This is a genomic window from Pedobacter frigoris (genome assembly GCF_032678645.1).
GTDB classification, from domain to species: domain Bacteria; phylum Bacteroidota; class Bacteroidia; order Sphingobacteriales; family Sphingobacteriaceae; genus Pedobacter; species Pedobacter frigoris_A.
Map to the genome: position 1 here is coordinate 121,999 of NZ_JAVTSP010000009.1, position 25,541 is coordinate 147,539.

At 40.4% G+C, this 25,541-nt stretch carries 23 protein-coding genes and 1 tRNA gene; 9 read left to right on the plus strand and 15 right to left on the minus strand.

Annotation, left to right across the window (positions count from 1 at the left end):
• The first annotated feature begins 215 nt into the window (after positions 1–215).
• Positions 216–1,433 carry an erythromycin esterase family protein gene (locus tag R2Q78_RS20945; RefSeq protein WP_316794526.1) on the plus strand — a complete coding sequence of 406 codons (1,218 nt, stop codon included), beginning with the start codon at positions 216–218 and terminating at the stop codon, positions 1,431–1,433.
• Between the two features lie 28 nt (positions 1,434–1,461).
• Here R2Q78_RS20945 and R2Q78_RS20950 read toward each other — a convergent pair whose 3' ends face one another.
• From R2Q78_RS20950 to hflK, 3 genes are all read right to left on the minus strand, one after another.
• Positions 1,462–2,862, minus strand: a complete 1,401-nt coding sequence (locus tag R2Q78_RS20950; protein ID WP_316794527.1) for a sialate O-acetylesterase — start codon at positions 2,860–2,862, stop codon at positions 1,462–1,464.
• A gap of 185 nt (positions 2,863–3,047) precedes the next feature.
• Positions 3,048–3,986 carry a protease modulator HflC gene (gene hflC, locus R2Q78_RS20955; protein ID WP_316794528.1) on the minus strand — a complete coding sequence of 313 codons (939 nt, stop codon included), beginning with the start codon at positions 3,984–3,986 and terminating at the stop codon, positions 3,048–3,050.
• A gap of 1 nt (position 3,987) precedes the next feature.
• Positions 3,988–4,989, minus strand: a complete 1,002-nt coding sequence (gene hflK, locus R2Q78_RS20960; protein WP_316794529.1) for an FtsH protease activity modulator HflK — start codon at positions 4,987–4,989, stop codon at positions 3,988–3,990.
• Between the two features lie 242 nt (positions 4,990–5,231).
• Between hflK and R2Q78_RS20965 the strand changes: the two genes are divergently transcribed.
• Positions 5,232–6,614, plus strand: coding sequence for a serine protease (locus R2Q78_RS20965; RefSeq protein WP_316794530.1), 1,383 nt, complete (start codon positions 5,232–5,234; stop codon positions 6,612–6,614).
• 237 nt (positions 6,615–6,851) lie between these two features.
• On the opposite strand, the gene R2Q78_RS20970 is transcribed toward R2Q78_RS20965, so the two are convergent.
• A tRNA-Phe gene (locus tag R2Q78_RS20970) sits at positions 6,852–6,924 on the minus strand.
• 213 nt (positions 6,925–7,137) lie between these two features.
• Between R2Q78_RS20970 and R2Q78_RS20975 the strand changes: the two genes are divergently transcribed.
• Genes R2Q78_RS20975 through R2Q78_RS20985 form a run of 3 tightly spaced genes read left to right on the plus strand, consistent with a single transcriptional unit; the run spans position 7,138 to position 10,059 of the window.
• Positions 7,138–8,433: a 4Fe-4S dicluster domain-containing protein gene (locus tag R2Q78_RS20975; RefSeq protein ID WP_316794532.1), complete on the plus strand. Its 1,296-nt coding sequence runs from the start codon at positions 7,138–7,140 to the stop codon at positions 8,431–8,433.
• Between the two features lie 38 nt (positions 8,434–8,471).
• Positions 8,472–9,272, plus strand: coding sequence for a (Fe-S)-binding protein (locus R2Q78_RS20980; protein ID WP_316794534.1), 801 nt, complete (start codon positions 8,472–8,474; stop codon positions 9,270–9,272).
• On the plus strand, positions 9,262–10,059 hold the full coding sequence (locus R2Q78_RS20985) for an MBL fold metallo-hydrolase (RefSeq protein ID WP_316794536.1): 798 nt from the start codon (positions 9,262–9,264) through the stop codon (positions 10,057–10,059). The genes R2Q78_RS20980 and R2Q78_RS20985 overlap by 11 nt, the downstream gene beginning before the upstream one ends.
• Here the strand turns inward: R2Q78_RS20985 and R2Q78_RS20990 are convergent.
• Positions 10,025–10,507, minus strand: a complete 483-nt coding sequence (locus R2Q78_RS20990; protein ID WP_316794537.1) for a hypothetical protein — start codon at positions 10,505–10,507, stop codon at positions 10,025–10,027. The two genes, R2Q78_RS20985 and R2Q78_RS20990, sit on opposite strands and share 35 nt — an antisense overlap.
• Positions 10,508–10,557: 50 nt before the next feature.
• Here R2Q78_RS20990 and R2Q78_RS20995 point away from each other — a divergent pair, with 50 nt between their 5' ends.
• Positions 10,558–11,037: an ABC transporter ATPase gene (locus R2Q78_RS20995; protein ID WP_316794539.1), complete on the plus strand. Its 480-nt coding sequence runs from the start codon at positions 10,558–10,560 to the stop codon at positions 11,035–11,037.
• Between the two features lie 7 nt (positions 11,038–11,044).
• Here R2Q78_RS20995 and mtgA read toward each other — a convergent pair whose 3' ends face one another.
• The 5 genes from mtgA to R2Q78_RS21020 form a co-directional block, all read right to left on the minus strand.
• Entirely contained in the window at positions 11,045–11,767 is a 723-nt protein-coding gene (mtgA, locus tag R2Q78_RS21000) for a monofunctional biosynthetic peptidoglycan transglycosylase (RefSeq protein WP_316794540.1), read from the minus strand.
• A gap of 85 nt (positions 11,768–11,852) precedes the next feature.
• Entirely contained in the window at positions 11,853–12,296 is a 444-nt protein-coding gene (rplI, locus tag R2Q78_RS21005; RefSeq protein ID WP_136835412.1) for a 50S ribosomal protein L9, read from the minus strand.
• A gap of 10 nt (positions 12,297–12,306) precedes the next feature.
• The gene (gene rpsR / locus R2Q78_RS21010; RefSeq protein ID WP_131594648.1) at positions 12,307–12,570 is read right to left on the minus strand and encodes a 30S ribosomal protein S18; all 264 of its coding nucleotides are present in this window, start codon (positions 12,568–12,570) and stop codon (positions 12,307–12,309) included.
• The gene (rpsF, locus tag R2Q78_RS21015; RefSeq protein WP_090784930.1) at positions 12,570–12,932 is read right to left on the minus strand and encodes a 30S ribosomal protein S6; all 363 of its coding nucleotides are present in this window, start codon (positions 12,930–12,932) and stop codon (positions 12,570–12,572) included. Before rpsF ends, rpsR begins: the two co-directional genes overlap by 1 nt.
• A gap of 90 nt (positions 12,933–13,022) precedes the next feature.
• On the minus strand, positions 13,023–14,246 hold the full coding sequence (locus tag R2Q78_RS21020; RefSeq protein WP_316794541.1) for a hypothetical protein: 1,224 nt from the start codon (positions 14,244–14,246) through the stop codon (positions 13,023–13,025).
• A gap of 92 nt (positions 14,247–14,338) precedes the next feature.
• Between R2Q78_RS21020 and R2Q78_RS21025 the strand changes: the two genes are divergently transcribed.
• Complete coding sequence (locus tag R2Q78_RS21025) at positions 14,339–16,192, plus strand: DNA polymerase III subunit gamma/tau (RefSeq protein ID WP_316794543.1); 1,854 nt, start codon at positions 14,339–14,341, stop codon at positions 16,190–16,192.
• Here R2Q78_RS21025 and R2Q78_RS21030 read toward each other — a convergent pair.
• Positions 16,189–16,611 carry a hypothetical protein gene (locus R2Q78_RS21030; protein WP_316794544.1) on the minus strand — a complete coding sequence of 141 codons (423 nt, stop codon included), beginning with the start codon at positions 16,609–16,611 and terminating at the stop codon, positions 16,189–16,191. The two genes, R2Q78_RS21025 and R2Q78_RS21030, sit on opposite strands and share 4 nt — an antisense overlap.
• Positions 16,612–16,717: 106 nt before the next feature.
• The gene (locus R2Q78_RS21035; RefSeq protein WP_316794545.1) at positions 16,718–18,937 is read right to left on the minus strand and encodes an NADP-dependent isocitrate dehydrogenase; all 2,220 of its coding nucleotides are present in this window, start codon (positions 18,935–18,937) and stop codon (positions 16,718–16,720) included.
• Between the two features lie 290 nt (positions 18,938–19,227).
• On the opposite strand from R2Q78_RS21035, the gene R2Q78_RS21040 reads away from it, so the two are divergent.
• Both R2Q78_RS21040 and R2Q78_RS21045 read left to right on the plus strand, forming a co-directional pair.
• The gene (locus R2Q78_RS21040) at positions 19,228–21,945 is read left to right on the plus strand and encodes an outer membrane beta-barrel protein (RefSeq protein ID WP_316794547.1); all 2,718 of its coding nucleotides are present in this window, start codon (positions 19,228–19,230) and stop codon (positions 21,943–21,945) included.
• A gap of 48 nt (positions 21,946–21,993) precedes the next feature.
• On the plus strand, positions 21,994–24,051 hold the full coding sequence (locus R2Q78_RS21045) for a TonB-dependent receptor (protein WP_316794549.1): 2,058 nt from the start codon (positions 21,994–21,996) through the stop codon (positions 24,049–24,051).
• On the opposite strand, the gene R2Q78_RS21050 is transcribed toward R2Q78_RS21045, so the two are convergent.
• Genes R2Q78_RS21050 through R2Q78_RS21060 form a run of 3 tightly spaced genes read right to left on the minus strand, consistent with a single transcriptional unit; the run spans position 24,048 to position 25,522 of the window.
• The gene (locus R2Q78_RS21050) at positions 24,048–24,713 is read right to left on the minus strand and encodes a DUF6266 family protein (RefSeq protein ID WP_316794550.1); all 666 of its coding nucleotides are present in this window, start codon (positions 24,711–24,713) and stop codon (positions 24,048–24,050) included. The genes R2Q78_RS21045 and R2Q78_RS21050 overlap by 4 nt on opposite strands.
• A gap of 6 nt (positions 24,714–24,719) precedes the next feature.
• Complete coding sequence (locus tag R2Q78_RS21055) at positions 24,720–25,232, minus strand: peptidoglycan-binding protein (RefSeq protein ID WP_316794551.1); 513 nt, start codon at positions 25,230–25,232, stop codon at positions 24,720–24,722.
• Positions 25,151–25,522: a hypothetical protein gene (locus tag R2Q78_RS21060; RefSeq protein WP_316794552.1), complete on the minus strand. Its 372-nt coding sequence runs from the start codon at positions 25,520–25,522 to the stop codon at positions 25,151–25,153. The genes R2Q78_RS21055 and R2Q78_RS21060 overlap by 82 nt, the downstream gene beginning before the upstream one ends.
• Between the last annotated feature and the right edge of the window lie 19 nt (positions 25,523–25,541).

The window sequence follows — 25,541 nt, forward strand, 5'->3', positions numbered from 1 at the left end:
ATCACAGCACTTCCTGATCACACTATATTGTTTGTAATTAAGTAGATAAGATTCTCAAAAGCATTAATGAATTTTCTACTTTTCTCCCGTAACGAGAGCGTACAGGTTTGGCCTTAAAATGGCATTTCTCATCTGTGTCCTTTGTTAAATTTGGTTAAAGTGAAATGATGCATTAATTACAAACCCTACATTAGCCTCATCACAAAAAATCAGATATGAAATCTCTCCAATTTAACACAGCGCTTATTGTGCTTTACTGTTTTATTTTCCACTTCAATTTATCGGCACAGGAAAACACGCAGCAAATTGTCAACAGCCTTAACAAGGTCATTATACCAGTAAAAACCTTAAAATCGGACAGTAGCTTTGAGGACATCGCCTTTCTAAAGGAAACTATAAAAGACAGGGAAATCATCGCCCTTGGCGAAGCGACACATGGCACACTTGAAATTTACAATTACAAAGACAGACTGGTCCGTTTCCTGGTTTCAGAAAGCGGCTTCAGGGCGGTAGCATTTGAGGCTGACCATATCGCACTGGAAGCCATAGATGAGTATGTAAATGGAAAAACAGACACGTTGAAGTTCTTGTATGGGGCAAACCTGATCAACACCAACCGTCCTATGTTTGAATGGCTCAGGAGTTATAACCTCAAAAGAGTTGATGAGGATAAGGTGCATGTGTATGGGCTTGAGGTCAGGAATTTTGAGAACATCATCAACAGAATATTGCAGGTGATACCCTCTATTACCGGCGCAGATAGACAGTTGCTGGAAAAGATAAAAGGCAAAAGCTATAGCGAAATCAAAAAAAACGATATCAACGCGTTGAAAGTTTCGATAAATGAGATGAAAAAAGTGACAGACAATGACCTTCATCAGCACTATCTGAATCTTTTTGATCAACTAATTGATGCGTATAAAGAGCGTAAGATAGGAATGAGAGATCAGATGATGGCAGATAATACCACCTGGATAAAAGATCATACAAAGAACAACAAGGTAATCGTTTGGGTGCACAACGGGCATGTTGCAAAAACAGCGTTATATAAAAAACCTACTATGGGTACATATCTGGATAAACAATACGGTTCAAAGTATTTTGTGATTGCTACTGATATCAATTACGGAAAAGTTCATGTAAACATATTTACAGCGAAGAATAAACCATTAGGTGGCTTTCAGCCGCTCTATTATCCTGAGGTCAACTCAGATAAAGCTTATGAATACTATTTTAAGCAGTGTCAGTTCAAAAACTTCATTCTTGATGTCGGATCTGCAAAAAATGACCCGGTATTAAATTCCTTTTTAACCAAACCTATGGACATGCGTATGATTGGTTCATTGAGTATTCCGGACAGAAAGAACTTATCCATCTCAAAAAACTTCGACATGATTGTTTATTTCAACAGCACAAACAGCATGTTTAATTAAAAATACAAATAGACTGGCAGTGAATGCTTTAATTTGCGGTATCTACTTCCCAGTTATCTGTCCTGAAAGGCGCTACTGGCAGGCCTGTTTTACTGAATAGATTGCCTATTCCTGCATTACTGAACTGATAGCGGACCGCAGCTGGCACTTTCACCTCCTTGCTTGAAACAATGATCTGATTTCCTTTTATTTTAACCGTTGCAGGACGAAAAATTTGATCAGCACCCGCGATGAAGATCTCTTTTGGCTGTTCTCCTTTTTGCATTAACCCACTTTCCGCGTAGTCAAAATCGACTGTGACCGTACTGCCTTTTACTGCAAAAGACCTAAAAACGGGACTCTTATAGCCCTCTTTTTTTATGTCATAGGTTTCCGCCAAAGCCAGGTTGGCAAGTCGCAGACCAACATCTCTTTTATTCGTAGGATGGATGTTTAGCGTATCGCTCACCAAATCAGACACGACCACCATTCCTGTTTTAGGTATCGATAGATTTTTAGTCTGGGCTTCCCTTACCAGTGCGCCAATATAGGGCCGCTCGTATTTATATGGCGCTATCTGAACATAATAAAATGGAAAATCCTTATTCCAGTTTTTGCGCCAGGCACTTATCATCGTATTCATTAGTTCGGCATAACTTGATGGCGCGTCCCTGTTACTTTCACCTTGATACCAGATAGCCCCTGCTATGTTGTAATTAACAATAGGAGCAATCATTGCATTATAGGCATAGCCTGATGCGACAGGCCACCATGGAGTGGGTTTATTTTTAGTTGAAGCTTCCTTAAAAACTGCATTGTTTTCTACAAGATCAACAGGTGTCCAAACCTCAGCAGGAGTACCTCCCCAGTTACTGCTGATCAGCCCTATTGGCACATTCAAATCCTGATTCAGTTTCTTTCCGAAATAATAACCCACCGCACTAAATGCTTTTATGGTATTGCTATCGCATGTAGTCCAGTTGCCCATGCTATTGTCCTGCGGTGTTTTTGAAGTCGACTTTTCTACCTTTAGCAGCCTGATGTTGAGTTTTTCCAGTTGCGAAAAATCTTCCTTGATGCTTTTAATCCCATTATTATAACTCCACTCCATGTTAGACTGGCCACTGCACATCCATACTTCGCCGATCAGAATATTCTCCAATACAATTTTATTCTCGCCCTCAAATAAAATAGTGTATGGTCCTCCTGCTTTTGGAGTCTCAACATTCAACTGCCAGGTGGCATTTCCATCAGCAGATGTTTCAATAGTTTTACCATCCCAAGAAGTGGTAACTTTTATTTTCTCACTGGGACCTGCCCAGCCCCAGAGTTTCGTGGTCGATTGTTGCTGTAGTACCATATTACTACCCAATACATTTGGCAGACGAATACTCGCACTCAGAGATAAAGCTAAAAGAGAAAGAAGAACGGAAAAAAGATATTGTTTCATTTGTTTAATATTTTCTACCCGATAATTGGCTGGTCTACCGACTAAGTTACATTACAAATTAATGATATACAATGCATTATTCATCTCTTTCAATGGATTATTTTCTTTCGAAAGTAATCTACTACCAGTGTACTATCAGGGCTAGAGCAGGTAACTAAAACAGGATGAGTGATTTGCCTAAAGGCTTAATTAGATTTCTTCAGAAATTGATAAATCTCACTGTTGGTTGACAATATCACTGAGGTCTTTTCACTGAATGTCTTATCAAGTGTTTCCATAGATTTAAGAAAGCCATATAAACTCTTAGATTGCGCAGATTGATTATAAGCAGATGCGTAGATGGATGCCGCACTGGCATCAGCCCTACCTTTTATTTCTTCAGCCCTTTTAAAAGCTGCAGATTGAATGTTCTTTAACTCCCTGTCCTTATCTCCATTTATCTTCGAGGCCTCACCCTGACCTTCTGATCTAAACTTATCTGCAATTCTGAAACGTTCACTTTTCATACGCTCATAAACCTGGGTCTGTACCTCCTGCACATAATTGATCCTTTTAAATCTGAAGTCCAGAATCTTTATTCCCAATTCGATAGCCTGTTTATTGGCAGACTTAAGGATCATATCCTGCATCTTATCACGCCCTACATACACCTGCGTTAATGAATCGCCAAGCACTTCCCCTATCGAATCAAGTTCCGGCTTTCTGTTACTGCTCCTAACCAGTTCCTCAATATTGTTCTTGGCCACCACATTTCTTGTTTCCCCATCAAGGATATCATCCAACCTGGATTGAGCTCCGCGTTCGTTTGTGAGCCGCTTAAAAAACTGCAGCGGGTCGGTAATCTGCCACCTGGCATAGGTCTCCACAAAAATGAACTTCTTGTCTTTGGTAGGCAATTGGTTGGGATCGCCTACCCATTCCATAAAGCGCTTTTCAAAAACATTAGCCGTCTGTATAAATGGTAGTTTAAAATTTATACCTGGCGTAGTAATGGCATTACCAATTGGTCTTCCAAACTGTGTAACTACTACCTGCTCGTATTCCCTGACAGTAAATGTACTGGTCAGCAAACACAACAATGCAAAAAAAGCCAATAATCCCAATAGTATCTGTTTTCCTCTCATCTTAGTTCTTTTTAGTATTATCCTTATTCAGTTGCATCTGGAGGAGCGGCAATATGTTGGCCCCGTTCTGATCGGTCACAATCACATTGCCCAGCTTAGACAAAATAGTTGTCATATTTTCCAGGTAAATCCGTTTTTTAGTTACTTCAGGTGCCTTTATATATTGATTGTAAAGGTCATTAAACCTGGCCGACTCTCCCTGTGCGTTATTTACCCGCTCTATCGCGTATCCTTCAGCTTTTTGTATGGTAGCTTTAGCCTCTCCGCTTGCTTTTGGAATTACTTTATTGTATTCAGATTTGGCCTGGTTGATCAGCGTTTCCTTTTCTTGCTGCGCCTCATTTACTGCGTTAAAAGCCGCCTTTACCGGATCTGGTGGATTTACATCCTGCAGCACTACCTGTTCTATTTTAATCCCGATGTTATATTCATTACAAATCTCCTGGATCAACTGGTGCAGCTTTACGGTAATCTCGGTTCTTCCTATGGTCAATACCTCATTTACTGTCCGATCTCCTACAATCTGCCTCGTGGCTGCCTCTGATATGTTTCGGAGCGTGCTTTCGGGATCCCTCACTTTAAACAAATAATTGTACGCATTATTGATCCTGTATTGTACTACCCATTCTACATCGGCAAGGTTCAGGTCTCCGGTCAGCATCAGTGATTCATCCCTCAAACCATCCTTTGCATATTCAGACTGGTTGTCGACTGCCCCCATCGAGCGAAAGCCAAACTCCAGTTTTTGCTGGCGCTCTACCGGAACTTTATGCACTGTCTCAACAAATGGCATTTTGAGATTCAGTCCTGGATCTACAGTCCTTGTATATCTGCCTACCCTGGTGATCACGCCCACTTCTTCGGTACCTATCTGAAAAATAGTTCCCCAAAGCAGGATCACCACGAAGAGCGCGATTAAAATAAATCTTAAATTTTCTCTGATCCTGGTCAGGATCGTTGATTTGGCAAATTGGTTTGAAAAGTCTCTTTCCTTAAATTCCATAATGATTAGCTGGTAAAAAATTGGTTCGGTGTCTTAAATCGGCTTACGCCGCAGAGAAAGATATCGAATTTTTACTCGAAAAACGAATGGAATTAGCGATTGACCCGGGCAGTACAGGCATCTGCACTTGTAAAAAATGAGTTTATCAACAATAATAAAATTGAATGGTACGTAAAATTTTATTGACAACGGCAAATATTGAATATATTATTATATTTAAACTTAATTTAATAATCAAACCTATGAAAAAAACCATTATTAGCCTCAGCCTTATTCTGGCTTTGAGCGCTTACTTTGTCGGATGTAAGAAGAAGGATCTTCCGGAAAATCAACCAACAAAAAAGGCACCCGATAAAACAAGTATTATTGGCGGGCAGCAGACAAACATTTCGAGTGTGCCTTATCAATGCGCAGTTTTTGTAGAAAAAGACGGCATACCCTATTACGGTGGCGGTGTGATATTAAGCGAAAACTGGATTCTTACTGCTGCTCATGTGGTGACACACAACGATGCTCAGATTGCAGTCAATAAGGTTACTGTCGGAACTGGCTCTTCAACTCTTAACAACAGCATAAGTGTAAATGTAGATCAGATAATCAGGCATTCAGGTTATTCGGGTCAATCTAATGATATTGCGCTGATACACCTTTCAACGCCTATTGTTTTTAACGCAAATACAGCTCCGATAAACTATGAAACAAACCCGAATAATATTTCGGTTAATGCTTTAGCAGAAGTTTCCGGATGGGGTGCTATAGCACATAACTCGTCAACAGGAACATCAACAGGTACAAATGATCTTTTTGCAGTAGAAGTAAAAGTATCATCTATTGAACCAGCAATCATTCGTACTTTATCAACTACTTCCGCACAGCAAGCTCCTTGTTATGGCGACAGTGGCGGACCACTAACAGCTTTTACACCTGCAGGCGAGCGGGTGTTGATAGGTGTAGTTAATGGCTGGGGCGACTGTAATGTTGGAGCTAAAGGCTACGCCCGTGTTTCAACTTTTGCAAGTTGGATCTATGCAAATTCTGGAGTTGGTTCTGATCGGCTCTATGGCAATTACGGGTTAAACTATTTTTGTGGATCAACAAATTTCAATATCGTTGAACCATCAACAGGAAGTACTGTTAATTGGAGTGTAAGCAGTTCTTCAAATGCCACCTTAAGTGCTTCAACAGGAAATAGCGTGACCCTTACCCGTACAGGAAATTTATATGCAGATTTAAATCTGACCGCTACTATAACATTCCCTGGCGGCAGAACAAAGGTCATCAATAAAGCGCTGTTTTCTGACTGTAAGATTCCTATTGTAGTTGAGGCACGTCGAGGCGCCAGGCCAACGGCACTTATAGGAGGAGTAAAATTTATATCCAACAACTGGCTAAATCCCCGAGAGTTTAGTTTTGATTGGACGTCACTTGGTGATTCAGAAATCGTTCCAGGGACGTACAGCCTCTACGCTTATTTAGATAACGGCGTTTCGGCCAGCGTTAACGTAAATGGAACAAGTCAAAATGTAACCGGACAAGGCTTAAATAGTGTTGGAATCGGCAGTGGGATTCTTTTAGGCACGGTTACTGTAAGTAGCGGCTTTTATGTAAAAGCAATCCTTCCATAATAAATTTTAATTTTTTAAGGAGGCAGCTAGCTCTTGCTGTTAAAGCACACTTGTAAGAGTTAGTTGCCCTTTTATTTAAAAAAATAAACGATAGATCATCCAATGATTAGAAGAGAATTGATTTCAAAAATAAAAAGGAGAACGGTATTTAACTGTTTTTAAAAAACACTAAACCTTTTAAAACGCAAATTCTCCTGGAAACAAAAAAGCCTTAGATCTCTCTAAGGCTTTTTGCAGTGGTATGGGCCGGGATCGAACCGGCGACACATGGATTTTCAGTCCATTGCTCTACCGACTGAGCTACCGTACCATCTTATTATTAACATGACTTTAATCATGTTCCCCTCGGTTGGGAGTGCAAATGTAGTGTCTTTTTTTGAATGTCAAAATCTTTTTTGAAAATATTTAAAAATAAATCTGTTTTATTTAAAAACCTTCTAAATTTTATATTTTATGCATGCATAATAATTTGTTTTGTTGTATTTGTTTTAACTTAGCAGGTACTATATAAGATATTTCAAGAATGGTGTCACAAATCCTATTTATAGCAATTACACTAGCTGCAATAGCTTTTTTTAGTTACAACCTTAAAAAAGTTATCCGCAACATCCGGTTGGGAAGAGCTGCAAACAGAACTGATCAGCCTCAAAAACGCGTAATGACCATGCTCAAAGTAGCGTTCGGACAAACAAAAATGTTCTTCCGCCCTATTCCCGCATTTTTACATTTTATCGTATACGCGGGCTTTGTAATTATAAATCTTGAGGTGCTCGAGATCATGATTGACGGCATATTTGGCACGCATAGGATATTTGGAGGCCTGGGAGCCGTGTACGATGTACTGATCGGCTCTTTTGAAATCCTTGCACTTGGTGTCTGGCTGGCCTGTGCCATATTCCTGATCAGAAGAAATATTATAAAACTAAAAAGGTTCAGCGGCGTAGAAATGACCTCATGGCCAAGATCTGACGCCAATTACATTCTGATCACTGAAATACTATTGATGTCTGCATTTCTGATTATGAATGCTGCCGATTCAAAACTGCAGGCACTCGGAGCCGGACATTACATCACTGCAGGAGCATTCCCTGTAAGCCAGTATCTGCAAGCGATGTTACCAAATAGCGAAAGCGCGCTGATTGCTATTGAAAGAGGTTGCTGGTGGTTCCATATTATTGGAATTCTGGGCTTCTTAAATTACTTACCTTATTCTAAGCACTTCCACATCCTATTTGCCTTTCCAAATACTTACTTCTCAAACCTGGAGCCAAAAGGTGAATTCACCAATATGCAGAGTGTTACCAATGAAGTAAAAGCCATGCTTGATCCTTCATTTACACCTCCGGAGGCTGAAGCGGGTAGATTTGGCGCCAAAGATGTGAATGATCTGACATGGGTAAACCTGATGAATGCCTATACTTGCACAGAGTGCGGAAGGTGTACATCAGTTTGCCCTGCCAACATTACCGGAAAGCTGCTTTCGCCACGTAAGATCATGATGGATACGAGAGACAGGATGGAAGAGGTAGGTAAAAATATTGATAAAACAGGAAATGGTTTTGACGATGGAAAGTCATTGATAGATACCTATATCAGCAGAGAAGAAATCTGGGCCTGTACAAGCTGTAATGCATGTACTCAAGCCTGCCCGATCAATATAGATCCTCTTGCCATCATTACGGAATTGAGAAGATATGCAGTGATGGAGGAATCACAATCTCCGGCCAGCATCAATGCAATGCTCGGCAACATTGAGAATAATGGTGCGCCATGGAAATATTCACCGGCAGACAGGTTAAACTGGGCAAAAGAAAATTAATACAAATCAACTATTAAGGCTTAAAGATAGCGTAAAAGATGAGCGAGCAACTAAATTTTGAAGTGCCAACCATGGCCGAACTGATAGCCAAAGGCGAAGAACCGGAAATATTATTCTGGGTTGGGTGTGCCGGAAGCTATGATGAACGAGCGCAAAAAACAACACGCGATATTTGCAAAATACTGCATCATGTGGGAATCAAATACGCTGTTCTTGGCACTGAAGAAAGCTGTACCGGAGATCCGGCAAAACGCGCGGGAAATGAATTTCTTTTCCAGATGCAGGCCATGACCAACATTGAGGTTCTAAACGCTTACAACATTAAGAAAATAGTTACAGGCTGTCCGCATTGCTTCAATACTATTAAAAATGAATACCCGGGATTAGGCGGCACTTATGAGGTGATCCACCATACCCAGTTGATACAGCAACTGATCGATGAAGGAAAGCTTAAAGCAGAAGGCGGAGAAAGCTTTAAAGGTAAAAAGATCACCTACCATGATCCTTGTTACCTTGGACGTGGAAATGGCGTATATGAAGCTCCCCGTAAAGCACTGGAGATCCTTGATGCACAACTGGTAGAAATGAAACGCTGCAAGTCCAATGGGCTATGCTGTGGTGCCGGTGGCGCACAAATGTTCAAAGAGCCTGAAAAAGGCAATAAAGACATCAACATTGAACGCATTGAAGAAGCCCTGGAAACACAACCGCAGGTAATTGCCGCAGGTTGCCCTTTTTGCATGACCATGCTTCGCGACGGTGTCAAACTGAAGGATCAGGATCAAAATGTACAGGTATTGGATATCGCTGAAATCACAGTAAGAGCTAATGGCTTGTAACAAGTTATATATTGCTTCATTAAATTCCGGCAGCAATGGAAATTGCTATTATGTAGGTAATGATGATGAGGCAATACTTATAGATGCTGGCATATCATGCAGGGAAACTGAAAAAAGAATGCTTCGTCTCGGCCTATCCCTAACTAAGGTAAAAGCAATATTTATTTCACACGAACATACGGACCACATTAAAGGTCTTTGCACACTTTCTGCCAAATACAATCTCCCGGTATACATCACCCCGGGAACCTTAGCCGGCTGCAGATTTCTATTAAGGAAAGACCTGATCAGAACTTTATACAGCAACGTGCCTGTCACCGTGGGCGATCTTGCCATCATCGGCTTCCCCAAACTTCACGATGCCGCAGAACCCCATAGTTTCATGATTTCATGCAAGGGCACTAACGTTGGTGTGTTTACAGACATCGGCGCTGCTTGCGAACAACTTATCCATCATTTTAAACAATGTCACGCTGCTTTCCTGGAAACCAATTATGATGATGCACTACTGGCTAAAAGTGCTTATCCGTATTTCCTGAAACGCCGGATCAGCGGGGGTCATGGACACTTGTCAAACCAACAGGCTTTAGACGTATTTACAGCGCACAGGCCAAGCTTTATGTCACACCTGCTGTTAGCACACCTATCTAAAGACAACAACTGTCCTGATCTTGTCCATAAGCTATTTACTCAACATTCAAACGGGACAGAAATTATTGTTGCTTCAAGACATGAAGAAACAGCTGTATATGCTATTTCTGAACCAATAACTGCGCATTCGTTTTAACCAATCGTTCAGAGATATTTATCAGATCCTGGGGCTCTATATTTTTCAACGGAATAACCATATAAGATGCCATGCTATCTATGTCACCATTCTTCCTGTCATTGTAGGTCTGAACAATTACATCATCTCCTTTTGTATGCAGATAAAGTCTTCCTTGCTTATCATTGCCTAAATAGTCTATGTCTTTAAATTTCTTAAGATTAAAGGAGAAATATTCTACTTTTCCACTTGAAAAAAAGCGCTTATATCTGCAAAAACCAGTGTTGGTAACATTAAGTTCATACTTCTTAAGAAGGCTTGATTCCTGAGTATCATCATAATGCTCAGCAAGCATTTTTTGGATAAAAGCGGTGTCTTCGTCCAGCGATATTTTTGTGGCAAAGGCCATAAAAACCAAGGACAACAATAAAAAGAAAAACATTTTTAAGGACAATGTAAACTTCTTCATGACGTTAACTATTTAGCGATGTTAAGTTAAATAATTTTGTATTTTTGAGTATGAGTTTTTCTCCACAATCCAGAGTTTGGGTCTACCAGAGTGATCGTGCGTTTACGAACGACGAAGTGCAGACTTTGCAGCAAAAGCTAAATGATTTTACTGCCCAGTGGAAAGCGCATGGTCATCAACTGGACGCAAAAGCAGCGATCTTATACAACTTCTTTATTGTATTTACTGTAGATGAGGCTTCTGCAAATGTAACAGGATGCTCTATAGACTCCTCTGTCCGCATTATTAAAGAAATCGAACAGGAATACCAGGTCGATCTGTTCAATAGGTTTAACATGGCCTACAAAGTGGATGACAAGGTAATTGTGGCCAATAAAGAAGACTTTGAAACGCTGGTCAACATTAAAGCTGTAGGCCCCCAGACCGTTGTATTCAACAACATGGTTCAAACCCTTGGAGAATTCGAGACCAAATGGGAAGTACCCTTTGAGCAAAGCTGGCATAGCAAGGTCTTTGCACACCTTTTATAAATGTCCCTTAAAAATCCAGCGGGCCTAAACGGCGCATATTTCTCATAATCAGATACTGTCTGTGCCTGATATATTGTGTTGCCTTTTTCGGTGTCCATCTGATAGGATTTGGAAAGCAGGCCGCTATTAATGCTGCCTGAGCCCTGGTCAGACTAGTACATGATTTATTATAATACTCCTGAGCGGCAGCTTCTGCACCATATACTCCATCACCCATCTCAATCACATTCAGGTATACCTCCAGTATGCGTTCTTTACTCCACAAAATCTCTATCAGTAAAGTAAAGTAAGCTTCGAATCCTTTTCTTACCCATGAGCGGCCTGGCCAAAGAAAAACGTTCTTTGCTGTTTGCTGAGAAATGGTGCTTCCACCTTTTATCTTTTTACCTTTCTGATTGGCCTTAAAAGCCTTTTCTATAGCCTTGATATCAAAACCTACATGCTTTAAGAAAAGTTGGTCCTCAGCAGAAACTGCCGCCCGTTTCATGTTATCAGAAATATCTTCAAAGTCTACCCATTTCTTTTCCATCTTCGCCGTTTTGCCCGCAGCATTGCGCTCCATATTCCGTTGAATCATCAATAGCGTGATTGGAGGATTGACAAACCGATAAACCAAAACCCATAATACAGTAACCAACAGAAACCAAATGAATATTCTGGTAATTATTGAAGTGATCCGTTTAAAGGTGGTTGATTTTGCTTTGCTTTTAGTCTGTTTGCGCTTTGCCATTGCCCAAAGGTAAGAGTTATAGGAATAATTTTAAACAAAAAAAGCGCCCCGGTTATGGGGCGCTTTCCTGTATTTGTAATTAAGATTACTCAGCTACAACTTCGAATGGAACTTTAACTTTCACTTCTTTGTGTAAGTTTAAGTTGGCAACATACTCACCAACAAATTTAGGTTCAGTTTCGAAAGTGATACGGCGACGGTCAACATCAAAACCTTGTTGTTTCAATGCGTCAGCGATCATAATGGTGTTTACTGCACCAAAGATCTTACCTGTCTCACCAGCTTTAGCTCCGATTGATAGTTTAACTTCAGTTAAACGCTCAGCGATACCTTCAGCATCTTTCTTAATTTTATCTTGTTTAAAAGCAGCTTGCTTTAAGTTTTCTGCTAATACTTTCTTAGCTGAAGGAGTAGCCAACTGAGCAAATCCCTGAGGGATTAGGTAGTTACGGCCGTATCCTGGCTTTACAGAAACGATATCATCTTTTTCCCCTAGGGATTTGATATCTTGTTTTAAAATAATTTCCATCTCTCAGCTCCTATTTTAATTGGTCAGCAACAAAAGGTAACAAACCGATGTGACGTGCACGTTTTACTGCCTGAGCAACTTTACGTTGGAATTTCAATGAAGTACCAGTTAAACGGCGTGGTAAAAGTTTACCTTGATCATTGATGAATTTCAACAAGAAGTTTGCGTCTTTGTAATCAATATATTTAATACCATTCTTTTTGAAACGGCAATATTTTTTTCTGTTATCGTCCACTTTTGGAGCGGTAACATATTGTATTTGATCTTTAGCCATTATCCTGCAACCTCCTCTTTCTTAGGTTTTTTGTTGAAAGCACCACTGCGTTTTTTCTCATTATACGCAACCGCATGACGGTCTAATCTAATGGTCAAGAAACGTAGAACACGCTCATCACGCTTAAGTTCCAATTCTAATTTACTAATCAATTCACCTGAAGATTTATACTCCGTTAAGTGAAAGAATCCGCTTGCTTTTTTCTCAATCGGATACGCTAATTTTCTCAAACCCCAATTGTCCTCTTGAACAATTTCGGCTCCGCTATCAGTGATGATTTTGCTGAATTTAGCTAATGCTTCTTTAGCAACCTCTTCTGATAACAACGGGGTTAGAACGATAACAGTTTCGTACTGATTCATTGTTATTTATTTGTTTTTAATTAATCCGCTATTATTGCGGGTTGCAAAAGTAATAATAAATTTCTATTAATCAATAGGATAATCAAAAGTTTATGGTTTACCAAAGAGGTAATTGACCCCTCCTGCAATTCTTTTAGACCCTATATTAAACGCTGCATAGTGACTAACAACATTTCTCGTAATGTATCCACCATAAATTTCTATCCTTTTATTCAATACAATACCTGCCTTACCCATAAAAGATAGGTTGAACTTTTCAAACTCCAGCGGTTCCTCCAGAGCTACAGCCTCCTTACTGAAAGAGTTGTACCTGATTTGCACATCATTGCTAATAATTGAATAGTTAAAAGCCATTCCTCCTCCAATGAAAACTTTGATTTTGCTTTTGTTATACACATTATAAATCAGTTGAGGGACCGCAGAGATGGTCAATTGATCAAAAGAATGATAACGTTCTGAAGATGAAATTTCATTCTTGCTGCTATAAGCTGAAATTTCAGCCCTGCCGATCAACTTGCCGATTGCAGGATTACTAAAAACATCTACACCCAGATTTAAGAAAGGGCTGTAAGAACTTTTAGTTTTCGCTTCCTCACGTGCAAGCATATGACTACCTCTATAATCAGTTTTTGAGTAAAAAATACCGGCACCCGCAAGTATCCTGACTTTGTTGCCTTTAGCTTTAACAGGCTCCAGACCATTCAATACCGATGTCACCTTAAATAAATCCGCGGTACGGTATTTTACATTACTTAGCTTCTGCCTGTCAAGTTTCCTATCCAATCCGAGCTTGTAGCTGATCTTTAAAAGCTGATTTAAATAGGAATCAGTAATTACCATGCTTTTAGTCTGCTCATCGAGGTAAAACCTTCTAATCAGTTCATAAGGGACCCCATTGAATTCAGAAATAAAAAACCGTTTCTTTAATTTGTCCGTGTAATCGTACAACGTTATCGATTTTCCCGTCTGAAGTACCCTCAAAAACACAGTGTCTCTTACTGTTACAGAATCAGCTTTACCTGAAAGCTTCGAAACAGCCTCTTCATTCATGCTGATCCTGACATCGTGTTTCTGATAGGATTCAAGATCATCCAGAGCAAAAGCTATACAATTGAGTACATTGTAAGTCTGGATCGGCGCACCTTCATTTAGTCTGAATCTTATATTTTCGGGATTCGAATTACGCTCACGATAATCAATATACCCTCTTAAAGTATCTTTTGAATTGGTAACAACATATCCTTTTTGAAAATTAGATTGTCCCAGGACAAATACAGGAAAGGCCAGAAAAAGACCGATGAGAAAACGCTTCATTTTTTTTAGATTAGGCGGCAAATATATACATAGCAGATTTATTTTCCACAAATCCCTGTAGCTACCTAAAAAATTTCTAATTTCGTTGGCGAATGGAAAATTTTATAGTATCGGCCCGTAAGTACCGCCCGGCAACGTTTGAGACCGTTGTTGGACAGCACCACATTACCGGCACGCTAAAAAATGCCATCAAAAACAACCAGCTTGCCCAGGCATTCCTGTTTTGCGGGCCACGTGGTGTCGGTAAAACTACCTGCGCACGTATCCTTGCCAAAACAATCAACTGTACAAATTTAACAGCAGACCAGGAAGCTTGCGGTACCTGTGATTCTTGTGTGTCTTTCCAAACAGGCCATTCTTTCAACTTTCATGAGCTGGATGCAGCATCCAACAACTCTGTTGATGATATCCGGAGTTTGATCGACCAGGTACGCATTCCGCCACAAGCAGGGAAATACAAGATCTATATCATAGATGAGGTGCACATGTTATCTGCAAATGCGTTCAATGCATTCTTAAAGACGCTTGAAGAGCCGCCATCTTATGCCATATTTATATTGGCTACCACAGAAAAACACAAGATTCTGCCAACCATCTTATCACGTTGTCAGATCTTTGATTTCAATCGCATTCAGGTAGATGATATTTCAGGGCATTTAAATAAGATCGCACAACGGGAGAACATCTCTGTAGAAGCAGATGGCCTGCACATCATTGCTCAAAAAGCAGATGGCGGATTAAGGGATGCCCTTTCCATGTTTGACCAGATTGTAAGTTATACCAATAAAAATCTAACTTACAAATCAGTGATTGACAATCTGAACATCCTGGATTATGATTACTATTTTAAACTTACCCAATACCTGAACACCACTGATGTAAGCAATTCACTGATCCTTTTTGATGAAATATTGAACAATGGATTTGATGGCAATAACTTCATCAATGGACTGGCAAGCCACCTCAGAAATCTGCTGGTTGCCAAAGACCCGCAGACCACCAAGTTGCTGGAAGTAAGTGAAAACATCAAACAGAAATACATTACACAAAGTCAGCAAACACCGGTTTCGTTCATCCTGACCGCACTGAATCTGGCCAACCAATGTGACCTGAATTATAAAAACAGTAAAAACCAGCGGCTTCAGGTAGAGCTTTCGCTGATCAAAATGTGCCACATTCCTTCGGTACTTCAATTAGCCCAGCCTAACGCCAATTCCGCAACTGACGAAGATCAGATTAAAAAAAAAACTAATCTAAGTTCTGCAGTTCCATCAAAACCTGCTGTTCAGGAACCAGTAAATAACATTACTTCAATACCGGTTAATTTAGCCGAGACTACTCCTAAAATTACCCAACAAGAAAACAGACCGGCACCTGTTGTACCTCAGCCTATAACTGACCAGCCAAAGAACACGCCTTCAATACCGCTGACCACCCCTGCCCCTACGGCAAAAATAGCGTTGAACAACAGCTCTAATACAAAAATTAGTACATTGATTCCTTCTCTTACAGATCTGGAAAAACGAGCTGAAGAGGAAGAGAACGACGGGCCTAAATACATTACAGGAGAAGCAAGGGAAGCATTTACGTATGAACAACTGATGTTCTACTGGAACCAGTATGCGAATAAAGCTAAAGAAGACAATAAGATCAACGTATATACACTACTGACCAGTTCAGACCCTATACTGGACAGCCCGGAAGAAATAACGGTTCATGTAGAACATAAAATTCAGGAAGGACAGCTTCAGGATGAAATGATTGATTTCCTAAACTTCCTGAGACCGAGACTAAAGAACTTTCACCTGATCATCAAATCAAAACAGGTAGCACGTGCAATAGTAAATCGCCTGTACACCAATGTAGAAAAGTACCAGTACCTGATTGAAAAGAATCCAAAACTAGAAGAAATGCGCAAAAGGTTTAACCTTGACGTAAATTCCTAGAATTTCTTAGGCCTGTCATTTACCGGATACCCTTCTTCATCCAGATCATCTCTGTTGTCTTCGTCCGTACGTGCCAGCATTTCATCTTCAGGACTTACTTCAAGAATATTCTCATCTTCTATACGCATGCCTGAATTTTCGAGGTTCTCATCCCGTTGTTTCTCATCATCATATTCTGAGCCGATGTACGGATTTGCTTCATCGTAAGAAGAGATACTATCCTCTCCATTTGGGGCAGAAGTATCGTAAGGCAGCGGATGGTCATAATCTGAATCCCCGTTCTTCACGTCAAACTCAAAACTGTTCTTATCTTTATCATAAGATAAATTATCAAAATCTTTGGTCTCTCCCAGATTCATTGGATGAAGCTTATCATTTGCTTTCATTGCTCCATTGGATTTATTTTGATCAGCTGCCATAATGGTAAATTTTTATATTAAAGATAACGTAAAAAATTCCAAAATTGTTTTTATAAAAAAGTCCCTTTACAAATGCAAAGGGACTTCTAATTTATGTGGCTTTATGTTATAAACTTGCCAGCGCAGTATTCAATGTTTCGCTTGGACGCATTGCTGCAAAAGCTAGATCATCATTAGGATGGTAATAACCACCAACATCTTGCGACTTACCTTGTGCCTCTATCAGTTCAGCTGAAATTTTTGCTTCGTTTTCAGTCAATGCTTTTGCCAATGGTGCAAACCTTGCTTTTAACTCCGCATCTTTAGTTTGCTCAGCCAGGCCTTGTGCCCAATACAAAGCCAGGTAGAAATGAGAACCTCTATTGTCAATCTGACCTACTTTACGGGCAGGTGACTTATCATTGGCCAGGAACTTCTCAGTTGCGGCATCAAGTGTTTCAGCCAAAACCAAAGCCTTTGGATTATTTTGTGTCTGACCTAAATGTTCCAAAGAAACAGCCAGGGCTAAAAACTCACCAAGTGAATCCCAGCGAAGGTAACCTTCCTGAAGAAACTGCTCTACGTGCTTTGGAGCAGAGCCACCGGCACCTGTTTCAAACAAACCACCACCATTCATCAATGGAACGATAGACAACATTTTTGCTGAAGTACCCAGTTCCAGGATTGGGAATAAATCAGTTAAATAATCACGCAGTACATTACCGGTTACTGAAATTGTATCTTCTCCTTTGCGGATCCTTTCCAAAGTAAACTTAGTAGCTTCAATTGGCGATAAAATGCGAATATCCAAACCTGCAGTATCGTGATCCAACAGGTACTTATTTACTTTTGCAATGATTTCTCTATCATGTGCCCTTTTCTCATCTAACCAGAAAACAGCAGGTGTTGCAGATAAACGTGCTCTGTTTACAGCCAGCTTAACCCAATCCTGAATTGGTGCATCCTTAGTCTGACACATGCGGAAAATATCACCCTTTTCAACTTTTTGATCAAAATACACCTTGCCATCAGCATCAGTTACACGAATTGTTCCTGAACCAGTTGCCTGGAAAGTTTTATCATGTGAGCCATATTCTTCTGCTTTTTGCGCCATCAGACCCACATTCGGCACAGAACCCATTGTAGTTACGTCAAAAGCACCATGAGCTTTACAATCGTCGATAGTAGCAGTATAAACTCCTGCATAGCAACGATCTGGAATAATAGCTATCGTATCTTGCTGTTTGTTGTCTTTATTCCACATCTGACCCGATGTACGGATCATTGCAGGCATTGACGCATCAACGATCACATCAGAAGGCACATGAAGATTGGTAATTCCCTTGTCTGAGTTAACCATGGCAAGAGCCGGACCATTAGCGATAGCCTCATCAATTGCAGCTTTCACTTCTGCTTCTTTTGCATTGCCTGCAATTTTAGCATAAACATCGCCTAAACCATTGCGGGTATCTATATTTAGTTCTTTGAACAGGTCGGCATATTTAGCAAAAACACCAGCAAAATAAACCTCTACGATTGCACCAAAAATGATCGGGTCAGAAACCTTCATCATCGTCGCTTTTAAGTGTGCAGAAAGAAGAACTCCGGCAGCCTTTGCTTCTTCAATCGCTTTCGCAACGAAAGATTTTAATGCCGACAAGCTCATCACAGAACTATCAATAACCTCACCTGCTTTTAAAGGCGATAGCCCTTTCAGTTCAGTCACAGCACCGTTTGCATCTACAAACTCTATTTTAAACTGAGCTGCATCTGCTACGGTAACAGATTTCTCCGATCCGTAAAAATCACCCTCAGTCATACTTGACACTTTAGTTTTAGAATCTGCAGACCATGCACCCATTGAATGCGGATTTGCCTTTGCATAATTCTTAACTGCTTTAGGTGCCCTGCGGTCTGAATTACCTTCACGCAAAACAGGATTCACTGCCGAACCTAAAACTTTAGCATATTTAGCTTTGATTGCTTTTTCTTCATCCGTTTGCGCATTATCCGGATAGTTGGGAATCGCAAATCCCTGAGATTGTAATTCAGTGATTGCGTCTACCAGCTGTGGGATCGATGCAGAAATATTAGGCAATTTAATAATATTAGCTTCCGGGGTTGTAGCCAGCTTCCCAAGCTCAGTCAAAGCATCTCCAATTTTTTGATCTTCCTTTAGATACTCAGGAAAGTTCGCCAAAATTCTTCCGGCTAAAGAAATATCCCTGGTTTCTACATCAATGCCAGCTGAGGCTGTAAAAGCTTGAACAATTGGTAAGAATGAATAGGTTGCCAACATTGGCGCTTCATCAGTTTTGGTATAGATAATTTTTGATGTGTCTGACATATTTTATAAATACGATTGTGTAAATGAAAAATAAAAACAGCGTGTTTATGACAAAACATGCTTTAGATTAAAATCGTCTAAAGATATAATAAACAGATGAATTTCATGCCATTGAAATGTGATAAATGAGTTAATCCTGATGTTCTGTAACATCTTTTCCCTTTTTATATCAAATACCCCGACAAACGTTTAACACTATTTAACACAGGGATATTTTACAAATTGGTAATATTGGGCTTTACTGCAAACACCGGTATTACCAAACAAACAACACACACAAACAAAACCAAATGAACAAAATTATCGTCTCTCTGATGCTGCTATTTGTAGCTGCAGGAAGCTATGCGCAAAACAAATCGGCAATAAAGGGTATACTGGCTGATTCACTGACAAAAAATCCACTTGAATATGCAACCGTTGCGGTGGTAAACGCAAAAGACACCTCACTCATCTCCTATACGCTGAGTGATAAAAAAGGTGGGTTCACCCTTTCCGGTCTACCAACCGACAGACCTACAAAACTGATCATTTCCTATGTTGGCTATAAAACCATTCGCCAAAACCTGAATTTAATAAAAGGTGAAACCAGGGACTTCGGCACTATTCTTTTTAGCGGCAATAACCTGAATGAAGTCGTAATTAAAGGTGAACGCTCACCAATAGTGGTCAAGAAAGACACCATTGAATTCAACACTGAGGCCTTCAAAACCAGACCCAATGCAGTTGTAGAAGAGCTATTGAGAAAACTACCCGGAGTACAGGTCAATAACGACGGATCTATCCTGGTCAATGGGAAAGCAATCAGCAAACTGCTTATAGATGGAAAACAATTTTTTGGTACTGATCCGAAAGTAGCCACTAAAAATCTGGATGCTGACCTGATTGATAAGATCCAGGTATATGATGACCGGGAAAATGACCCCGACCATAAAGTCAGCGCTACAAAAGTCGGTAAGATTATTAATCTGAAATTAAAAAGCAAAATTAAGAAAAGCACCCTCGGTAAGCTGTATGGTGGTGGCGGAACCCGCGACAGATATGAAGCCGGAGGGATTCTAAGCAATTTCAGAGATACCCTACAGGTAAGTATCATTGGCTTGGGAAATAACCTGAACAAAACAGGCTTTTCTCAGGATGAGCTGTACAATATGGGCGGCTTCAACAGGTCTGGTGGTTCCCAGGTATACGATGGCACTTTTGGTGGCCGAGGATGGGGCGGTGCTATGGAAAAAGTGGCATCCGGAGGTATAAATATCAACAACGATTATGGTAAGAAGTTAAAAATGAACCTGACTTATTTTTATACCAATACTGAAAAAACTTACAATGGAAGCTCATTTAATGAGCAATCCATAGCCGAAACGAAACTTACCTCCAATTCACTATATCAAAGTTCGGACATCAGCAATAAACACGCAATTGGGGGACAAATAGTATGGAATCCTGATACACTGAATCAATTCAGATATGAGCCGAAACTAGATCTCAATGGTCAGCGTGAAAGAAATACATCATCCGGAAATAGTTTCAATACCCTTAAACCGCTGCTGAACGAATCAAAGGGTTCTACACGCTCTGATAATAATTCTACCGCATTTTCTCATTCATTTTCCTATTACAGGCGGCTAAAAAAACAAGGAGAATCTTTGAACATTACCCACTCTCTTTCTTTGAACAAAGCCAATTCCGACAACTACTCCATAAACGATATTAAATCCTTTACGGATGATATCCGATCAGAGGTGCTCGACCGTTATGGAGATAATCATACAAAATCCAATTCAGCTGATTTATCCGTCAACTACGACTACCCTATTGTCAAAAAGTTAACTGCAGAGTTGAAGACAGGCACAAACTATTCAACTTCAACAGAATCGCTTTCTACGTTTGACAAAAATATTCAAACAGGCATTTACGACTCCTTTTTACCCAATCAAAGTAATTTGTTAAAAAGGAATACCTGGGTTCAAAACTTTAGACCGCAGCTGGCTTATCAATTCAATGATGAATATTCACTAAGAGTTGGGGTGAATGCGGAATGGCAAAACGTCATCAACAAATTTAACAGTACAATAAAGGACCAACACCAAAACTACTTTAACCTGCTCCCAACAGTATCTTTTGATGGACCTAGTTTCTCCGTCAGTTATAGCGAAAGCATAGAGCAACCTCAAATCTCTCAAATGCAGCCGATAGTTCGCGAATACAGTCAACTGTATAAATCGATAGGAAATCCAGACCTGAAACCAAAACACACCTACGAATTTTCAGGAAACTTTTACAAATACAATCATGAAAAACAGCTCAATTACAATGGCTATACAGGCATCAATTTTTCAAATAATACGGCTGTAAATAAGAATACAATTGATGTCAATGGGGCTACTACCAGTACTACCATCAACAAAGACGGAGGGATGTATGGTTACTTTGGAGGGAATATAGGTAAGCAGTTTAAAAAATCTCAAAACTGGCAAATTGGACTGAATGCAAACCTGAATGCAAACATCCAGCGTAATCCCTTTTTCTTAAATCAGGATGAAGGAGTTCAATACAATTACAGCTTTGGTATAGGCCAGGGAATAAATTTCAACTATAATTCCCTTTTGAGTATCAATACAAAATATGATTTCAGAAAATCCATTACAGAATATAAAGATGTAGCCTATAAAGCCATCAATACCTATACACATACGCTGGGTACCGAGTTTAGTCTGCGCTGGCCTAAAAAAATCATTTTTGACGCCAAGTACAATTACAACTACAACCCGCAGATTTCGCAGGGATTTTCAAAAAGCGCCAATATTTTGAATCTTGCACTGACACTGCAAATGTTGAAGAAAGACAGGGGGCAATTAAAGTTATCCGTTTACGATCTACTGGATCAAAATATCTCTGTATCAAGGTATGCTTACAACAATGCGGTAAGTATATCTGAGCAGGAAATTTTAAAAAGATATTTTCTGCTAACCTATCAGTATAAAATAAATATATACAAAGGTAAATAACCGGTTACTAAGCCTATTATTACGCGGTAAGTTCTAGATTTGTTAGAGATGAGATCATTTTTAACAGCCAGCTTTATACTTACCGCGTCAATAAGTCTGGCGCAGACCAAACCCGACAGCACCCGTAAACTGGATGAGGTCATCATCAAACCTTATTTCAGCAGCCAGCCCCTGCTACGGTCTACAGGTTCTATCGGAATCCTGAACCAGGAAGCGCTGAGCAAACAACCAGCTACTTCCTTTGTCAGCGCCATCAATACCCTATCTGGCGTTCGTATGGAGGAACGTTCACCAGGCAGCTACAGGCTTTCCATACGCGGCAGTCTATTAAGGTCGCCTTTCGGCGTTAGAAACGTGAAAATCTATCTCGATGATTTTCCACTTACAGATGCCGGAGGCAATACTTACCTGAATGCACTTGATGTAGCCGGCACATCACAAATACAAGTATTAAAAGGTCCGCATGGCAACATTTTCGGAGCTAATTCCGGAGGTGTAATTTTAATTGACCCAAAGGAACCTACAATTGACAGCACCGCTGTCGGATTAAAAGCTGAAGCAGGCTCTTTTGGTTCCTTCCGGGAAGATGTAAACCTACAGCACCAGTCGGGCAATTATGGATTAAGCATTACCCAGGCCTACCAGCAAAGCGATGGCTACCGCGATCACAGTGCTATGGAAAGAAAGTACTTTCAAATTCTCCAGAACATCGCCTATGCTTCCAATGCAAGTTTAAAATCTCTGATCTTTTATTCGGATCTCCGTTACAACACACCCGGGGGATTAACAGCGGCACAATACGATTTAAATCCGAGAGCATCACGTCCCGCCGCTGGTATCTCAAAAAGTGCAATTGAACAGCAGGCAGGAATCTACAGCAAAACGCTATACGGAGGAGTTTCTCACGATTGGCAGATCAGTAAAAATTTCAGACATGTACTGGCCGTATTCACTTCCTATACCAATTTCAAGAACCCATTTATCAGCAATTACGAAAAAAGAGATGAGTTTACACTGGGGTTGAGGTCGTACCTGGAATATGCGCAGCAAAAGAGGAATGCAAACTGGAAGTTCAACCTGGGGCTGGAAAGTATGCAGACTTCCACCAATTTTGACAACTACAACAATGACAAAGGAAGGTACACAACCAATCAGGCCTCAGATGATTTAAAGGCAGCTTCAAACTTTGCTTTTGTACATCTTAGTGCAGATTTCTTTGATCGGTTGCTCGTTGAATTATCAGCCAGTGCCAATCTTTATCAATATAGATACCGAAGCATTGCACCTATAGCTATTCCGCAGAAAACCAATAAATTTGATTTACAGCTCATGCCAAGAGCAGCAGTTTCCTATTTAATTGGCGAGCAGTTTTCCCTTCGTGCTTCATTGAGCAAAGGATACTCTCCTCCTACACTAAGTGAAGTAAGGGCTTCCGACAATGTCATCAACGTAGATCTGAAACCGGAGCATGGCTGGAATTATGAGGCGGGCTTTAGAATTCAAAGTCAAAATAACAGGGCATTTTTAGACTTTACAGGCTTCTCTTATCATTTGAAAAATGCCATTGTCAGACGTTTGAATGAGAACAACACAGAATATTTCATCAATGCCGGGGGAACTAAACAACTGGGTATTGAAAGCGCATTGTCAATTGCCATTGTCCCTTCTAAGAGTTCCGGAATAATCAGAGGCTTACAATTGCGAACAGCCTATACCTTCAGCCATTTCAGATTTCAAGACTACCTGAACGGTACAGATGATTTTTCCGGCAATGAACTTACAGGTGTACCAAAGACTACCCTGGTGAGCAATATGGATCTTCAACTGCCTAAAAAATCCTATCTGTTCCTGCAGCACAATTATACTTCCAGTATTCCGCTCAACGATGCCAATTCTGCTTATGCAAAGGAATATCATCTGCTACAGGCAAAAATTGGAGTTAGAGACCTGAGGATTGGAAAAACAAATATTGGGGTTTTTGCAGTGGCAGATAATCTGCTGAATCAAAAGTACAGCCTTGGAAATGACCTGAATGCTTTTGGAGGAAGATATTTCAATGCTGCACCGGTCAGGAATTATTATGCAGGACTAGAGGTCAGATTTTAAGTCATAACCCTCCCCAAATACTGGCTATCCGATACATCTGATCTCATTTCAGTAATCACCGCAATATAAACCTCCATAGGTTTTCCTTCAATATAAAGCGGCAGCACCAACACATCCTGTCCAGCTTGCCGTTTCGCTCCCGCAATATTGTAGCAAGCCGGATAATCATCTACCTCTTCCGGAAAATAAGCCATCAGCATCACCTGATCATTGCATCTTGGCCAATCCCGGTCTTCGGGAGATACTACCCAATCAAACCATAGCGACACTCCATCTTCCTCATTGCCAACTATCCTCACCGAAACATCAGTCAGACCAATCAATGTTCCTTTGCTCAGCAATACCTTCTCATAATCAATTTCTATCTCAGGAAACTCACCCTGCAGTGCGTACTTCTTATTATATCCGACAGCCGCATTATGCGGATATACATTTCTCTTTGCCGCCTCCAATCCAAACCCCATCTGTATAAACTGCTGAATCGGCTTCAAAAACTCAATCACAACTTTCATTCTTTGTCTGTTAGCCAGTTGTTTTATGGAGGGCGGTTTTACATTCCGCCCAATCATACGCCCTACCAGTTCTCCCCTCAGCATATAGTATACTTTATTCCCTATCCTTCCACTTACCTCACCAAATACTCCTTGTTTTAAAATTCCCATAAAATTTTACTTTATCCAATCCGCATATTTAGCAATCGTCCTCTTATGCCTTATTTTCCGAAAAACACCCTGTCCCTCTCTGCTCCCCGCCAAATTCGTATTGGCCTCGAGTCCATAAATCCAGTCGCTTCTTACACTTTCCGTTAAGCCACAATGGCCTATTCTACCCAAACTGGTATAGTAAAGCCCATAAACTATTCCAGGCTCAGGCTCCTTAACCAACCTCGAAGCCGGAAACAAAGAAGGCGACCATGCCGTTCGTGGCTGTGAATATCCCGCTTGCCCGAAGCACCAACTTAAAAACGCCGCGCAGTACGGCGCCGGCGATTTAATATTACAGTAAGCAATATATTCAGCAATTCTGGCACCATCGTTTTTACCAGTTCTTTCCACCACGCCAATTTCTTTTCTGGCGATTCTAATAACCCTTTCATAATCTACAACACCGCTACTATAACCCCTACTGCTGCAAATACAAACAATGCAAACAGCCCAAAACAAACCCTTACCTGCTCCCATAACTCCAATTCATAAAAATATAAAACCATATCCCCAGTGCCTGGCAGCGCCAACGCCACCAACATTCTATTCAGCAACCACCAGCAAACTGCAATGACAACCACAAACGCCACTAGCGCCAATACCAGCATCAAGCCTATGCTCTTTGCAATCTCAAAAGAATTCCCCTGCGGCAAATCAAACACCAGCGGCGCTGTATACCAAACCAATAACACAATCACCAGCTGTAAAACCCACTGTATACTTTTCCTTGTCGGTATCCAAACCGACCATAAACTCAATACCTTCATAATTTTCTAAATTTAAATT